Genomic DNA, 14,520 nt, shown 5'->3' with positions numbered 1-14,520 from the left:
GGTCAGTTCCCGAGGAACGGAATCGCGTCACTCAGTACGCCCCAGATCACCGAGACTACTACGACCCCGATCACCGCGATCCCGGCGAAACTCCCGCTCAGATCAGGAGCGGATGGCACACCTGGAAGCCACGCACCACCATCATCATCTAGCGACTCTTCCAGGTCGTTGATGAGTTGTGTCTGTTTCTCCAGCCGGTCTAGCGTTGCCTGAGTGTCTACCGTTGTCGCGTCACTAACGTAGTCGTGGCTTCGCTCGTAGTTGACCGGCGGCACTATGTCGATGCTGTCGATTGTCTCACCTTCCGCGAGCGTGGTGGTACTCAGTACGTATTCGGTTCCGTCTTCGGTCACGTTCCCGATGGGTTGGGTGTCGTTCGTCACGTCACCTTTCACCTGCACGGAGTATCCCGAGTGGTCTGCCGGGTACTTTAGCGGGTCCGGTGCGCCGTCACCTGACCAAACGACCACCCGACCGCTCGCGCCAGCCTCCGCGCCCCGGCTCTCGCTGTCCACTGTCTCCTGATTTTTGACACCCTGAACGTCGATTATCTCCAGCGGGTCACTCCCACTCAGGACCATGGTTTCGAACTGAGTTTCTCCGTCTGTGTCTGCTAGCTCAGACTCATAGCCGAAGTACGCTAGATCGTAGTCGCTCGCGGCGATTGTGGTCCCCGGAGAGATCGAGGGCGCAGGGTCTACCGAAAACTGGGGGAAAACCAGCCCCGTGAGTTCGTCGGCCTGAATGTCAGGATGCGAGACCGTCGCCTCGTATCCTGCCGCCTCACTGTCCGGCACATCCGCTCCGATTGCGACCAACTCGGTTGCGAGTCGCGTCATCTCGTCCGAATCGCTGAACTGGTCGATGATCTCTTGCGGGCCGAGAATATCAGCCGGGTCAATCGCCCCCTGCTGAATCCCATCATACAGTGTGCTAACGTAGGTACTCAGGTCCGTGGTGATCTCGTTGTAGGCGGTGTGAATCCGATCGATGATCTCCTCATACGTGCCGACAGACAACCATTCCACGTCTGCGAGGTCCGTATCAGTGACGTAGTAGCTTCCTGAGGAATCATCTCCGGTCGATTTGTTGAGGAAGCCGTTACCCCACGCGATAGGCTTCACCTTGTAGGTGGTCCCGCTAATGTCGATCCCACTAACGAGCATCTTTAGCTCAGATTCTCGCCCGTCGAGATTTGACGCCGGGACCGGGAGGTTCGGTATTGTCCACTCCCACAAAAGGGATTGGGACGTGGTTGCCGCGTCCGTTTGTCCCGCGCTGACCATGCTCGCGTTTGTCTCTGCGGAGAGGTCGAGGAGCGAGAGAGAGTAGTTCGACGATCCGCTAGAGATAGAGCTAAGACCGTTATTCTCGTGAGCGACCATCTGCTCTATCATCGCGTTCATACCGGTATTGTACCGCTCGACGATATTCACAACACTTCGGGTCGTCTGCTTGTCGAGTGCATCCTTCGCCGCCGCGAGCGCCGCCGATTCACTGTTTCCATTGGTGATCTCCCTGACCGCCGCAACCCGCACCTCTTGCCATGCAACACGCCCGTACGGCGTGTTTTGTGGGTCGGTCGGGTTGAGATATTCCTGTTGTAGCTGATTCACGAACTCGTCTCGACCCTGAGACACTGCCGACGCCGCTTGATAGATCTGATTTTGTAGAACGTCGTCCGGGTCGAGTTCCGTATCGCCGTCGACGCGCCACGACTGGATACCAACGCCTGCCGCCGCTCCAGCCGCAAAGAGCGCCGCGCCACCGACTGCTAGCGAGATACCGATAGCCTCACTCTCGCCGGTCATGTGACCACTGCCGAGACCTACTGCCGTCGCCCCAGCCGCCGCAGTCCCTCTCAGGAACATCCGCCGATCGAGCGACCTGTTTGGAACCGGACCTGGGACGTCTTTCTGAGCGCTGGGCGTTGGGCTGGCGTCAGTCGTCGCACTGTCCTGCTCGGTCGCATCGTGAGAGGTTGTTGTTGCCATGTTCGAGGACCTCACTTGTAGGCGATCAGGTAGAACGCGGCGCCGTTGAGCATCACCAGGAACCAGCCGAGGAACCACTGGGAGACGACGGCTCCAGAGACCACCGGAACGAGCGCCATACTGATGTTCAGCACCACGGCGAGCAGGAGCACGATCGTCTCCATATCGGTAAAGTCGTCGACCGACGTCTGGCCGTTGGTCACCCACGCGGTGACGATCGTGATCATCGTAATCACGAACCCGAGGGTGATCTCCGAGCCCCCTGCGGCGTACAGCACGTCCTCGAAGCCCCAGTTGATCGGATCGTAGAGCTGGACCGTCCCGACTGCCGCGGTCGAGAACGTCGCCAGCACGAACAGTGGAGCGAGTAGTGCGTCGATCAGGTCGATACCGTCCTCACGTCGGACCCCGTCAGGGATCCAGTTTGCATAGGACATTGCGATCAAGGCGGCCACACGCGCCCGCTTGAATGTCCGGAATCTGCTACTACTGGGGCCACACTATGTACACAGTATAAACAACTAAGTGGCAAGGTGTGGCCGAGGCTATCATGTTCCGAAAACTAGGAGATCACAGCGGGACGCCAACCGTCTCTCTCAGCAAAGATGAGTTGCAACTCGACGGGATCGTGACCGACGACGGCGAGATTCCCGACGATCAGGAGATGTACGTGAACCGCATCGGTGAGGGTGCGTACCTCGTGCGCGCTGTTGAGGACGGCGAGATTCCCAATATCGATTTGCGAACCAGCCCGCATAATGAGTGATAAAACCTTATTGACCTAATATAATCGCAAGTAAAAATGATCCAAAATAAGTTTAATGCCGTAATACAAACAAGCCAATATGCCAATTTGTCCAGATTGTAAACCGGGAACAGACGTAGAAAATTATAGAAAATCAAATAATACTGACAGCTCAGGTTTGACTTGGAAAACCTGTGATGAGTGTGGGACTCTTTTCATTCCGTGAGATGACTGATGATCAAGACTCCGATCAAGAACCTGCTTTACAAGACGCAGAGTTCCCTTCTAGTACATCTGGACTGGAAGAGGCCCGAAGAAGATTTGACTTAGAACAAGAGAGGAGCGATGTCATCGAAAATAAGGCGGGGACAGTATTTGCACTTAATGCGATTATAATCACTGTTACATCAATAATTGAAGGTCTGTCGAGCCACTCTACAGTAATCATAATTTTCCTATCTATGCTCTCTGCAGGTCAAGCCCTTCGTGTTTTAAGCGTCTATGACTATCAGAGACCTATGCAGAACGCTCGAAATATATCCAGATATATTAACTTCTCAAAAGAAGAGTTTGATAGAAAATTCATAGAACTTTATATAGAAAGCACGGAGAACAATAGGTCGATAAATAATGAGCGCGTGAAAAAATACCGTATTTCTCTATTTCTAATTATACTTGCAGTCACAGTGCTTGCACTACTCACTGTTGAGGCCCAGTTGAACCTATGTTCAGCGATTTAACAAAGAGATGTTACCAAGCCTTTATAACCAATCTACAATGATTATGCTCCATGACAATTTGTATATCTGTCCTGTGTGAAGACCAGGAAGCGGCAGTTGTTGGCGCGGATCGTATGGTAACAGATAGAACACTGCCTATTGAGTTTGAGTCAAGTGATTCCAAATACCAACCATACCGATCCGAAAATATTAGGCTAGTAATATCTTCTGCTGGTCCTGCTTTGGCACCTGCTACGATCAACCGTGCAGTTGAGGATTCTATTGACGATATTGAGAGCGTTCAGCAAGCCGTAGAAATAGTCAAGAATGTGTATATCTCTATGAAGCAGACCAAATTTGAGGAAGAAATCTTGTCCCAGCGAGGAATTAGCTTTGATGAGTTCTACGAATCAGGTATGTATAACTCCGGTAGAGGTGAGGCTTGGGATAAAATGTACAGTGAATTTGAGCTTGGTTTGGATGTAATAGTAACTGGGCATGATGTAAATGGTTCTCACACATACCGCGTATCAGATAAAGGAGGGTACAATGGATTAGTAGAGTCTTTTGCTAACATAGGGTTTGATACTGTTGGAACTGGATCAAACTTAGCTCGTGATACACTCACTAGCAGGTATTCTAGAGACTTAACGATAGAAGAATGTCTTTATGTTGTTTATGCAGCATTGATGAATTCAGCACAAGCGCCAGGTGTTGGAAATAAATTTGATTTGACGATTGTTGACGGAAGTGGACCTCGCGAAGTTTCTGAGCAGACACTAACTGCTATACAGAAGTTGTTCTATGATAACGAAGAAGCCAATCGATATCCGCAAGAAGTCAATAGCAGTATAGAAATTTAATCTCGAATCGATTCCTGAGTGGTGTTGGTGAACGGATTCTCTATATCAACATCTGAGGTATCCGACTCCCTGTTTGCGTCTTCACGACGCAGCTCTTTGAGGGACTTACTGGCATCATTCCCTCTGTGGGGTGCACTGTTCATGACATGTACTTCTTTGCTAGCTCCATAATAAAACTTGGTGTCTTAAGCAGAGCTTGCATGTACATAAAACGTCCTTCACGGGCAAGAACGTGGTGAATAGCCTACAGAGGCTACTGATAGAGCACGGACAGCTAAAGCCAGTCAACCTTTCCTCTTTCTCGCTCTTGGGCTTCGGGCGAGTACGTCCCCCGATAGTGCTCCAGAAAGGTCTCCAGATCGTTCCACCCTCCCCAGTCGCAGACCAGCAGGGCGTCGACGTCGGCACTGGCAAGCGCGGTCGCCCAAGTCCGCCGGAGATCGTGAAAGCCGAGGTGATCCCAGCCGACCTCTCCGGTTTCGTCCTGGAGGCGATCGGCGGCGGTCTGAATCCAGCGCCGAAGTGAGCGCGTCGAGGTGATGTCGAGCAGCGACGAGCTGGCGCTGGCGTCGCGTACGTCGTCGATCGTGCGGATGGTCGTGGCGAGATCCCGCGGGACCGGCGTCTCGCGGTACTGGTCGCCTTTGCCGTGCCAGACCCGGAGCATCGTTCCGGCGTCAGTGTCGACGACGTCCTCGGGAGCCACGTTGAGGACCTCGTGAGAGCGGAGCCCGCAGCGAGCGCCGAGCGAGAACGCGATCCGCTGCTGGGTGCCGTCCGCCTGAGCGATTAGTTGATCAACTTCGGTCTGACTCAGCCAGACCTTCATGTCGTCTCTGTGAGCGTGGGCTTTCAGGTTCATGTCCGAGTAGCCTGTAACCCGGACGGCCACACGGGAGGTAAAGGGGTTTTCGGTGGGGGTGGGAAGGGTGATCGGGGCCGAATCCGTCCGACTTTCTCCTCATTTCCGGACGCTATTTTCGGGCCATTCGGACTGAAATACGCAGTAAGTAGGTTTGCGTGTGAACTATCCTTTTAGTACCATGATTGACCATGCGCAGATTTGAACCGCAGGGCCGATGAACACATAGTTGTGATGAAGACTAATCCTAGCCCGTCTGGAACGGGACTATATGTTTGTCAAGATTGTGGAGATGGGTTCGAGAACCCCATGAATACGAGCGAATGTCCCACGTGTGGTGGACCACTAAGGAACACGACCTACCCCCACGACTAATATGGAATATTCCAAAATAAGGCAGGTAATCGACCAATCGGTTGAGTTTCCAATCACGCAAGAGAACTTGGTTGAACAATTGGGGACAGTAGAGTTAACGCCCCCTACAGGCGATCCAGTTCCTCTCAGTGAGATACTGACACAAGCTAACGAACCGACATATATCTCAGCTGAGATGCTCTATACGACGATTGTTGGAAACTTGGATGAATCATTCATCGGACGCAAATACTACGATGACCGAAGTGGATCCAATACTCCTCCAGACAAGAGACGCTCTACACAGCAATCCTTCTGATAGTTACAAACTCTGTACGTATCGAAGCCAACTTCCCGACTTTCTCCACATTTCCGGACGCTATTTCCGGGTCGTTTGGACTGAAATACGCAGTAAGTAGGTTTGCGAGTAGCTCATCACCACCACACTGAGTGTGAACTACTGTGAATCCACAGACCGTTCGAGCGCTTTGAGACCAAGATAGACGACTGCTCCGACGAAGAGACCCTCTATAGCTACGCTCGCCACAGTAGATTCGATTGAAGTTATATGTACTATTTGAGCGATTGCTACCCCAAGAGCCGCAAAAATACCGGCGGCAAACGCAAACTTGACTCGGCTCATATTCTAGTTAGAGAATATACTCGAATGATTGTTTCGGTGGTAGACAGTACTCAGTATATTTCCTGTACGTACCGAAGCCAACGTCCCGACTTTCACACTCTTTCCGGACTGCTCACAACGACCGGAACTTTCCGTACAGCGCGTCGGCGGCCTCACTGGAGAGGTAGATGTTCTTTTCGCTGACGGTGACCGGCTCGCCTGCGACGTCTTCGATTAGATTTGCTAACTCCTGGAGGTATGCCTCAGATCGTTCCTCACGAAAGCCCATCATGAAACGCTCGCCTTGGGGTGTCTGTCGGTTCCGAATGTAGACGTCGACGAACTCGTACCGGAGTTCGTCCGAGACGTCGTCGAGATACTCCGGCAGCGAAAACTCCGATTGGTCGCTCTTGTCTCCCTGTGGCGCACCGAGTACGACGAGCGCCCGCCCGAGGACGCTGGCGTGGTCCGTGGGCACGATCTCGGTCGCTCTATCGGATTCATCCGCTCGCTCGCGTCGCCAGTCGATCCCGAGCGTGTCCAGCGCGTCGGTCACGCGCGGTTCGGTCGCGTCGTCGACGGCGAAATGCGGGACGTAGGTCCCCGTGGAGATCGAGCCCCCCGAGAGGATCCACGCGACGAGCTGGTTCAGTGCCGCGAACTCGTCGGAGTCAACGCCCTCGAACCACCCGCGCTGTTCGGCGACTTCGACGGCGCGGGCGGGATCGGGCTTTGCGCCGTTCTCCCACGCGCGGATTCGACCGCGCGGCATCTCCAGTTTCGACGCGAGCGCGCTCGATCCGCTGTCGGGATGCCGGGCGGCGACGTCGAGATACTCCTGATAGTCTTCGACGGCGTCCCAGGGGTCCGCCCGGTTCTGTACGTTATAGGTCCTCGCAAGCGATTTCGGAGTTAATTTAGTTGTTATCATTTACTTATAATTTACATGCAAACTGGGTTACAACTGTGATGTAATATTTCATATCTGGCTTAAGTTTTATTACGGATGAATGTATTCTCTTGTGTAACGCCGACAGCACGCGAAAGGACAGGCGAGGAGGGGTGTCAGATCCCATGAACCCCTTGCCTCATCGTACCCCACGCAAGTGTACGATATTAATCCTTTGGCGGAAATCGGCGCAAACAAGCTACAAAGGATATACAATGGATTTCAAGAAACTACTCGAAACGGACGACGACGAACGCGCGGTCTCGCCGGTTATCGGCGTGATCCTTATGGTCGCGATAACGGTGATTCTCGCGGCCGTTATTGGGGCGTTCGTGATTGGTATCGGTGATGATCAGCAAGAGGTCCCGACTGCTAGCTTTAATTTTGATCAATCTGGTAGCTCTCCGGTAGAGGTAGATGTCACTCATCAATCGGGAGATACCCTTCAACAAGGAAATATAGATGTCACCGTAGATGGAGATCAAGCAGAATCCGGTAGCGGCAATCCCGTTTGGGCCAGCACCGGAGAGATTACCGCTGGTTCTTCTGTCACAGTGGATCACAAAGACGGATCGCAACTGGCCGGTGGCGAAACGATTCGTATAGTTTGGACCTCCGACAGCGGAGGAGACTCCAGTGTCCTAACCGACTACGATGTGCAAACGCCATGAGACTGAATTCCCTAGTCAGTGATGACGCTGCAGTCTCCCCAGTTATAGGGGTTATTCTAATGGTTGCAATAACAGTCATTCTTGCCGCTGTTATTGGTGCATTCGTGATCGGAATCGGTGACGATCAATCAACAGTTCCGCAGGCCAGCTTGGACTTCAGTCAAAGCACGGTGAATTTCACAGATGGAACTGCACCTCCCCACTCATCGAATTTGACCGTTGTCGACATTTCTCACCAGACCGGTGGTACACTTGACGAAGGTAACATCGATATTACCGTAGATGGTGATACGGCATACGGTATTACGCCACAGACTGGTCCTTCAGACGATGATGTTGAGGAACTGTGGTCAAGCAGTGGTGAAATTAGTGCCGGGAACAGTGTCCGTGTTGTCTTTGGATCTGTAAACGACTACGATAATACGGACTCAGTCAACTACGTAGACGCAGCAGACGAAATTAATGAAGTGAACAACCCTGAGGAGGGACTCTCGTCAGGGGATACCATCCGCGTAGTGTGGACAGCTGACGATGGCAGCGACTCCAGCGTCCTGCAGGAGTATACCGTCAACTAATCGGACCCACCACAGTCCGTTCACACGCAAATGACTCACTTTCTTTCAGATGCCGACGCCCAATCATCAGTCATCGGTACGATCCTACTCGTCGGAATAGTGGTGATCCTCGCTTCAGTACTCGGTATCTTCGCGATCGACCTGTACCAAGGTGCGGGAGACGCCGAGCCCTCGCCCGACGTGCGCTTCGACGTCGAGCAGTACGGCAACGGCGACCAGCAGGTCCGCCTGTACCACATGACTGGGAACACGATTGAGGAGGTCGAGACGATCTCGGTCGTCATCGACGGCGAGACGGTGAGCGACACCGGCGCGGACTGGTCGGACTCAGCCGAGGGCTTGCGCTCGCAGAGTTCGCTGTACATCGCCGCCGACGGCAGTGGGAGCTACCTGACTGACGACAAAGCGTCGATCAGTGGGTCGGAAGCCCTTGACGCAGGCACCGAGATATCGGTGATCTGGAACAGCGCCGACACCGACTCGTCGGCGACGCTGTTCGAGTACGAAGTCGAGAAGCGATAGCGCTCCTTCTCTTTACTCTCTCAAAATCCGCAAGCTACAGCTATACTCGCCGGGGACGTGGCTGATGCTCGGCGTCGAGGTCGCCAGCGAGATACCGCTGGCCTTCGCCGGTTAGCTCGAACGAACTCATCCCGACGCGGTGGACTAACCCGGCGTACTCCAGTTTCGCCAGTCGCTCGGCGACGTGATCGGGCGAGACCTTGCGGAACACCTCGCGGGAGATCAGCTCCGCGGTAGCCATATCTTCGGAGTCGAGAAATTCGAGGATACGCTCGTCCTCGCGTTTCATCCAGTGGGCGGACTGTCGGTTCATCTCACACCCCTCCTGGTGACGTGACACCGTCGTCAGTGTCCTCGCTCTCTTTGATCTCGTCGGGTTCGTCCTCGTAGGTCGAAATCTCGCCGTCGAGATATCCCTCTCCCCGTTCCGTGATGATGTAGACGCCGTTGCCGAGATGCTGTACCAGCCCACGCTCGTTTAGTTTCTTCAGTCGTCGCGAGACCTGTGGCGGTTGTACTCGAATCTGTTCACGTTCGGCGAGTTTCGAGGGCGTACCGGAATCCTCGTCCCGGAGGATTTCGAGAATCCGATCATCCCAGATCGTCATCCACGCACCAGACCGTCTCATTGTGCATACAGATGTAGTCTACGTACGTAATTCACGGGTATGTTTCTTTAGTAGAAATTAATGTGCTCGAAGGATGGTCGTTGCATTTATGTAATGGCCATTCTTTGTGTGTCTCACGGGATCACCCCCACCTAGGCTACACCCGTAGCTGAAAGAGGTGGGATACCGGGACGGCGCTAGGACGCCGCCCCGGAGAAGGTGGTTCCGACTGTGTGTGATGAGCGAAACCACGTTCACGGGCGATACTGCCCGCACGAGCAGTGAGGAATCGCTGACTGATAAGTATCCTGTCCTTGAGATCCTCTCGGAGGCGGAACTCGAAGCCTACGAGACGGTCGAACTCGGGACCAGCGGCGTCCGCGAGTTCGCACGCCAGACTGACCGGAAACCGGGGACGATCTCGACGCTACTCCGACGCGCCCGCCGGAAGATCAAACTCGAAGTGCTGGAGGGTGACGGCGACGCGGTGCCGTTCGAGGGTGGCGACGTGCCGGAGGGATCGGCATGAGCCTGATCGGCGAGTGTGACGACTGTGGTATCGAAGGTGCCCAGCTCCGGTACAAGCCGGACGTCCCTGCCGATCGGCAGACCCGCCCGTCGATCTGTTCTCGCTGCCGTCACGATCGGGAGGCGCGGATCGCCGAGCAGCGCCGTGAGCGTGGGCTGGAAATCCCGCCCCACGTCGACGCCAGCGGAGGTGTCGAGAAGTGAACCCGCTCGACAAGCGCCACTGGACACGGGTGCAGACGATCGCCCGCGCGGCGGCCTACCAGCTCGCCAGTGGCGCGGCCGAGGACCCGGCGAGCGCGGTCGCGCAGGTCGACGACTCGGTGAGTCCGGCTCGCCGTGCTGATGCCGAGTGGCTGGTCGACCAGTTCAAAGACCAGATCGCCGAGGACGACTTTCCGGCGGCGAGCGTCGGAGGTGGGTCAGCGTGAGTGAGGACCTGGAGCCGATTGCCCCGAACAAGGCGGTCGATCTGTATCTCGAAGCCCGTGATGACACGTCCGAGAAGACGATGGAGACGCAGTATTACCGCCTTCAGGCGTTTCTGGCGTGGTGTGACGAGGAGGGCGTTGCGAACCTCAACGACCTCACGGGACGTGATATGTACGCCTACCGCATCTGGCGTCGAGAGGGTGGCTACAGTGATGTAGACGAAGAACTCGCCCCGAGTACGCTTCACGGCGACATGGCGACGATGCGCGCGTTTCTACGGTTCTGTGGAGAGATCGAAGCCGTCCCGAAGCAGCTCTACGAGCAGGTGCCGCTGCCGAGTGTGGACGGCCATGACGTGAGCAAGTCCACGCTCGACCCGGACCGAGCGGTCGAGATCGTTGACTGGCTTGGTCAGTACGAGTACGCGAGCAAGAAGCACGTGATCATGCTGGTCCTTTGGCACACCGGGTGCCGGACCGGTGGATTGCGTGGGCTGGATCTTGGAGATCTCGACCTGGACGGGAGCCGTCCCGGCGCGAGTGGTCCGGCGGTCCATTTCGTTCACCGGCCGGAGACGGGGACGCCGCTGAAGAACAAGGAGAAAGGCGAGCGCTGGAATGCGATCAGTGCGTACGTCGCGACGACGCTACAGGACTTTATCGACAGTCCACGGAAAGACGTTGTCGACGACGAGGGGCGCCAGCCGCTCCTGACGACGAGACACGGTCGAATGAGTCCGTCGTCGATTCGAGACGCGGGGTATCGGACTTCCCAGCCGTGTTATCGGGGGAAACCCTGTCCGCACGACCGTGATCCGGAGACCTGCGAGGCGACGGACTACGCGAAGATCAGCACGTGTCCGTCGTCCCGGTCGCCCCACGATGTCCGCAGTGGCCGGGTGACCGCGCACCGACTGGCGAATGAGGACCGATCGCTCGTTTCGGATCGGTTGAACGCGAGCGAGGATATCCTCGATAAGCACTACGATCGACGAACTGAGCGGAAGAAAGCCGAGCAGCGACGCGACTTCTTGGAACTATGAAATCGACACACGATAAGCCGAATGCAACGACGACGACGTACCGTAATACGGGGAGGGCGGACTTTTCTTGCGAATAACGTGAGCAGTGAAACGTCCAACCGAGCCGATTTGAGCAGCGAGTGGGAGGTGAGCGAACGGGAACGAGTGAGTTCAACATCGGGGAGGGCGAACTTTTCTCACACTCGAACTGCAAATAGACCGAGCGAGCAGACCCGCGTTCACACCTGCCACGCCCCCTCACACTCCCGCCAGCACGTCCTCCAGCGTCCCCCGGTGAAACGCCACGGCTTCGTCCCTGCCGACGGGCGGATAGCGCGGGTTCGTCACCCTTCCCGAGGAATCGACGGCGCTCTCGGCGATGGCGGCGGCGCGATGGACCGGACGGATCGACGGGTAGTCGTTGACAGCGGTGTATCCGTCCCGGAACGCCTGCCGGAGCGGTTCGGGGTCCTCGACGTACCAGTCGGCGATGAGATACTCGGATTTTGCGACCGAGAGCGCAGGGGCGGCCGCAAGCGGCGCTTCCCAGTCCAGCACAGCGGTAATCGAGCCGTTGGCGATCAGCGCGTTACCGGGGCGGAAGTCCCAGGGGAACAGGCGTGCCGCGGGGTCGGCCTCTGGCGGGGTCGCGAACAGGTCCCGCAGGTCGCTCCGGAGCGGATCGAACGCCGGTGGAAGCCGGTCGATGGCCCGGCGTCCGTACTCCTGGAACCACGTCTCCCAGTCGTCGTGCTGCGCGGTGAAGGAGCCCTCAGTCAGCACGAGCGTCCCGTAGGCATCGAACTCGAACGCCTCGTGAAGCCGTCCGAGAGACTTGCCGAACCACCGGGCGATCTCGCGTCGCGTCTCACCGTCGACTGTCGTAAACTTCTCGTGGAGGTCGTCGCCGGCGACGTAGGCGGTGAGCATGTACGCGACGCCGTCGTGGGTGCCCGCGGCCAGTACGGGCGGGACTGGCACGAAGGTTCGTTCTCTGATCTCCTGCAGGAGGGCCGCCTCGGTCCGGAGCCACGTCCGCTCGTCACAGACCTGCACCACGACCGGCCCGCGCTCCTCGAATCGGGCGACTGCGGTCCGCTTGCGGCTTCCGCGGCGAATCGGCTCGACGTCGACTGGCGACTCGTCGAGCGTACAGAGCGCAACGGCCCCTGCGGCGCGCAACGACCCGCTCTCGAAGGCATCCGCCAACAGCGTCTCGCTCATCGCTCACCCCGCAGGATCGACGGGAGTTCCTCGATGGAGTCGACCACGTATTCGGGTTCGTAGGACCCGGCCGAGTCCCCGCTGTTCTCGCGGAGCCATACGGCGGACAGCCCTGCGTTCTGTGCCCCGGCGACATCGTAGGGGAGCGAGTTACCGATGTACAGGGCTCGTTCGGCGGGAACCCCGAGTTCCTCGAGGGCACGGTCGAACGGTAACGAGTGGGGTTTCGCCCGGGGGAGTTCCGCGCCGTAGACGAACGAATCGAACCGATCCGTGATGCCGAGCGTGTCGAGTTTCGTCCGCTGCCCGTCTTTCGGGCCGTTCGTGACGACGGCCATCGGGCCGCATGTCGCGGCGCTCTCCAGGGCCGCCTCCGTACCGGGGAGCAGCGTCACTGCCCGATTCTCGATCACCGATGCCAGGCTCCGGCCGAGCGCGATCGGATCGACGTCGGTTCGCCCGTGCTGGGCGGCTACTCGCGCGAACCCCGCGCCGAAGTAGCCGATCCGGTCGTCGTGGTCCGGCGGCCCCTCCAGAGCCGACCAGAGCGCCGCTGGCTCGCCGAAAGGCGTCTCCCCGACGAGTTCGAACGCCCGCTCGTACATCGCCTGGGTGTCCTGCGTGCGACGGCACAGCGTGCCGTCGAGATCGAACAGTACCGCATCGAACTCTGCCACGTTCGGTAGTTGGTCCTGCCGCACAAAAACCCCGCGTCGGGGGAGACAGTTGGGGGATACGTTCTTGTCCCGTCGCTCGGAGGTGTAGCGTATGTCGTGGACGTTCGTCTGTGCGAACTTCGATCAGATGCACATGAACAGAAACATCGAGTGGGTAGCGGACCACCCTGACGCCGAACTCGTCGGCGTCTGTGACGATACGCCGCGCACGTCGACGGGGTCGATGGCCGAAGCCGTGGGCGATCTGGGCATCCCGGACGATGCCGTGTATGACGACCTCGATGCCTGTCTGACGGCGACCGATCCAGATGTGCTCGTCGGCTGTCCGCGCAACTCCGAACACGCCGCCTTCGTCGAGCGCGTCGCGCCGTACGACGTTCACCTCGCGATCGAGAAACCGATCGCGACGACCCTCGACGGTGCGGATCGGATGCTCGATGCGCTGGCCGACTCGGACCGACTGTTCGTCATCAACTGGCCGGTCATGTGGCGGCCCGTGATGCACGAGGTTCGACGGCTTGTCGCCGAGGGGACGATCGGCGACGTCATCGAGGTCCAGTACTACGGCGGGAACTCGGGTGCGCCGCCGGAGGATAGCTGGTTCTACGACCCGGAGGAGGGCGGCGGTTCGATGCTCGATTATCTCGGCTACGGTGCGACGTTCTCGACGTGGTTCCGGGGCGGCGACCTCCCCAGTGCGGTCACGGCCGAGACGTACGTCCCCGAGGAACTGGACGTCGACGTCCAGTCCTCGACCATCTGCCGGTTCGACGAGGGGCTCTCGACGTTCCAGACGTCCTGGCGGATGCTCACCGATCCGTGGGAGATCCAGCCCCACCCACCGAAAGGCTACGAAATCGTCGGCACGGAGGGCGCGATCAGCACCAGAGAGCGTGGCGCGCCGATCCGCGTTACGACGGAGTCAGCCCCCGATGGCTACGAGGTCGAGCCCTCACCCCTCCCGGAACGGTTCGAGAACCTCGTCACCTACGTCGTCGATCTGCTGGAGACCGGCGACGAACCGGCCGGACCCGCCGATCCCGGGTTCTGTCGTGCCGCCCACCGGATCGTCGAGACGGCGCGTCGCAGCGCTGCTTCCGGCGAGACCCTCTCGCTGATCGAGTAGTGCTGATGGAATGCTGGGTCGCGAGCGC

19 protein-coding genes are annotated in these 14,520 nt (G+C 57.4%); 11 read left to right on the top strand and 8 right to left on the bottom strand.

Annotated features, from left to right (window positions below; translation table 11 throughout):
* Positions 1-2 precede the first annotated feature (2 nt).
* A complete protein-coding gene (locus ACFQL3_RS12090) occupies positions 3-1,994 on the bottom strand; it encodes a hypothetical protein (RefSeq protein ID WP_377054601.1) in 1,992 nt (663 codons plus the stop codon).
* Between the two features lie 11 nt (positions 1,995-2,005).
* The gene (locus tag ACFQL3_RS12085; protein WP_377054599.1) at positions 2,006-2,431 is read right to left on the bottom strand and encodes a hypothetical protein; all 426 of its coding nucleotides are present in this window, start codon (positions 2,429-2,431) and stop codon (positions 2,006-2,008) included.
* 113 nt (positions 2,432-2,544) lie between these two features.
* Between ACFQL3_RS12085 and ACFQL3_RS12080 the strand changes: the two genes are divergently transcribed.
* From ACFQL3_RS12080 to ACFQL3_RS12070, 3 genes are all read left to right on the top strand, one after another.
* Positions 2,545-2,760: a hypothetical protein gene (locus ACFQL3_RS12080; protein WP_377054597.1), complete on the top strand. Its 216-nt coding sequence runs from the start codon at positions 2,545-2,547 to the stop codon at positions 2,758-2,760.
* Between the two features lie 206 nt (positions 2,761-2,966).
* Positions 2,967-3,479: a hypothetical protein gene (locus ACFQL3_RS12075; protein WP_377054595.1), complete on the top strand. Its 513-nt coding sequence runs from the start codon at positions 2,967-2,969 to the stop codon at positions 3,477-3,479.
* Between the two features lie 50 nt (positions 3,480-3,529).
* On the top strand, positions 3,530-4,321 hold the full coding sequence (locus ACFQL3_RS12070) for a hypothetical protein (protein WP_377054593.1): 792 nt from the start codon (positions 3,530-3,532) through the stop codon (positions 4,319-4,321).
* 274 nt (positions 4,322-4,595) lie between these two features.
* Here ACFQL3_RS12070 and ACFQL3_RS12065 read toward each other — a convergent pair whose 3' ends face one another.
* Positions 4,596-5,183: a tyrosine-type recombinase/integrase gene (locus tag ACFQL3_RS12065; RefSeq protein WP_377057096.1), complete on the bottom strand. Its 588-nt coding sequence runs from the start codon at positions 5,181-5,183 to the stop codon at positions 4,596-4,598.
* A gap of 1,109 nt (positions 5,184-6,292) precedes the next feature.
* Positions 6,293-7,090 carry a hypothetical protein gene (locus ACFQL3_RS12060; RefSeq protein WP_377054591.1) on the bottom strand — a complete coding sequence of 266 codons (798 nt, stop codon included), beginning with the start codon at positions 7,088-7,090 and terminating at the stop codon, positions 6,293-6,295.
* A gap of 233 nt (positions 7,091-7,323) precedes the next feature.
* Here ACFQL3_RS12060 and ACFQL3_RS12055 point away from each other — a divergent pair, with 233 nt between their 5' ends.
* The 3 genes from ACFQL3_RS12055 to ACFQL3_RS12045 are packed head-to-tail and all read left to right on the top strand — an operon-like array spanning position 7,324 to position 8,876.
* The gene (locus ACFQL3_RS12055) at positions 7,324-7,779 is read left to right on the top strand and encodes a type IV pilin (RefSeq protein ID WP_377054589.1); all 456 of its coding nucleotides are present in this window, start codon (positions 7,324-7,326) and stop codon (positions 7,777-7,779) included.
* The gene (locus tag ACFQL3_RS12050; protein WP_377054587.1) at positions 7,776-8,354 is read left to right on the top strand and encodes a type IV pilin; all 579 of its coding nucleotides are present in this window, start codon (positions 7,776-7,778) and stop codon (positions 8,352-8,354) included. The genes ACFQL3_RS12055 and ACFQL3_RS12050 overlap by 4 nt, the downstream gene beginning before the upstream one ends.
* Before the next feature lie 30 nt (positions 8,355-8,384).
* Positions 8,385-8,876, top strand: coding sequence for a type IV pilin (locus ACFQL3_RS12045; RefSeq protein ID WP_377054585.1), 492 nt, complete (start codon positions 8,385-8,387; stop codon positions 8,874-8,876).
* 40 nt (positions 8,877-8,916) lie between these two features.
* Here ACFQL3_RS12045 and ACFQL3_RS12040 read toward each other — a convergent pair whose 3' ends face one another.
* Positions 8,917-9,189, bottom strand: coding sequence for a hypothetical protein (locus tag ACFQL3_RS12040; RefSeq protein ID WP_377054583.1), 273 nt, complete (start codon positions 9,187-9,189; stop codon positions 8,917-8,919).
* Position 9,190: 1 nt separating this feature from the next.
* Positions 9,191-9,505: an ArsR family transcriptional regulator gene (locus tag ACFQL3_RS12035; RefSeq protein WP_377054581.1), complete on the bottom strand. Its 315-nt coding sequence runs from the start codon at positions 9,503-9,505 to the stop codon at positions 9,191-9,193.
* Between the two features lie 217 nt (positions 9,506-9,722).
* Between ACFQL3_RS12035 and ACFQL3_RS12030 the strand changes: the two genes are divergently transcribed.
* The 4 genes from ACFQL3_RS12030 to ACFQL3_RS12015 are packed head-to-tail and all read left to right on the top strand — an operon-like array spanning position 9,723 to position 11,486.
* On the top strand, positions 9,723-10,013 hold the full coding sequence (locus ACFQL3_RS12030) for a hypothetical protein (RefSeq protein WP_377054579.1): 291 nt from the start codon (positions 9,723-9,725) through the stop codon (positions 10,011-10,013).
* Entirely contained in the window at positions 10,010-10,216 is a 207-nt protein-coding gene (locus tag ACFQL3_RS12025; protein WP_377054577.1) for a hypothetical protein, read from the top strand. Before ACFQL3_RS12030 ends, ACFQL3_RS12025 begins: the two co-directional genes overlap by 4 nt.
* Positions 10,213-10,443: a hypothetical protein gene (locus tag ACFQL3_RS12020; RefSeq protein WP_377054575.1), complete on the top strand. Its 231-nt coding sequence runs from the start codon at positions 10,213-10,215 to the stop codon at positions 10,441-10,443. Before ACFQL3_RS12025 ends, ACFQL3_RS12020 begins: the two co-directional genes overlap by 4 nt.
* Positions 10,440-11,486, top strand: a complete 1,047-nt coding sequence (locus ACFQL3_RS12015) for a site-specific integrase (RefSeq protein WP_377054573.1) — start codon at positions 10,440-10,442, stop codon at positions 11,484-11,486. Before ACFQL3_RS12020 ends, ACFQL3_RS12015 begins: the two co-directional genes overlap by 4 nt.
* A gap of 237 nt (positions 11,487-11,723) precedes the next feature.
* Here the strand turns inward: ACFQL3_RS12015 and ACFQL3_RS12010 are convergent, their stop codons facing one another.
* Together ACFQL3_RS12010 and ACFQL3_RS12005 are read right to left on the bottom strand one after the other, a co-directional pair.
* The gene (locus ACFQL3_RS12010; RefSeq protein WP_377054571.1) at positions 11,724-12,689 is read right to left on the bottom strand and encodes a phosphotransferase family protein; all 966 of its coding nucleotides are present in this window, start codon (positions 12,687-12,689) and stop codon (positions 11,724-11,726) included.
* A complete protein-coding gene (locus ACFQL3_RS12005; RefSeq protein WP_377054569.1) occupies positions 12,686-13,366 on the bottom strand; it encodes an HAD family hydrolase in 681 nt (226 codons plus the stop codon). The genes ACFQL3_RS12010 and ACFQL3_RS12005 overlap by 4 nt, the downstream gene beginning before the upstream one ends.
* Before the next feature lie 91 nt (positions 13,367-13,457).
* Between ACFQL3_RS12005 and ACFQL3_RS12000 the strand changes: the two genes are divergently transcribed.
* Positions 13,458-14,492 carry a Gfo/Idh/MocA family protein gene (locus ACFQL3_RS12000; RefSeq protein ID WP_377054567.1) on the top strand — a complete coding sequence of 345 codons (1,035 nt, stop codon included), beginning with the start codon at positions 13,458-13,460 and terminating at the stop codon, positions 14,490-14,492.
* The last annotated feature ends 28 nt before the right edge of the window (positions 14,493-14,520 follow it).

Origin of the sequence: Natronoarchaeum sp. GCM10025321, from assembly GCF_042663585.1 — an archaeon.
GTDB lineage: Archaea > Halobacteriota > Halobacteria > Halobacteriales > Natronoarchaeaceae > Natranaeroarchaeum.
Note: the sequence above shows the minus strand (reverse complement) of the source record. Positions and strands in the feature narration are given on the sequence as shown.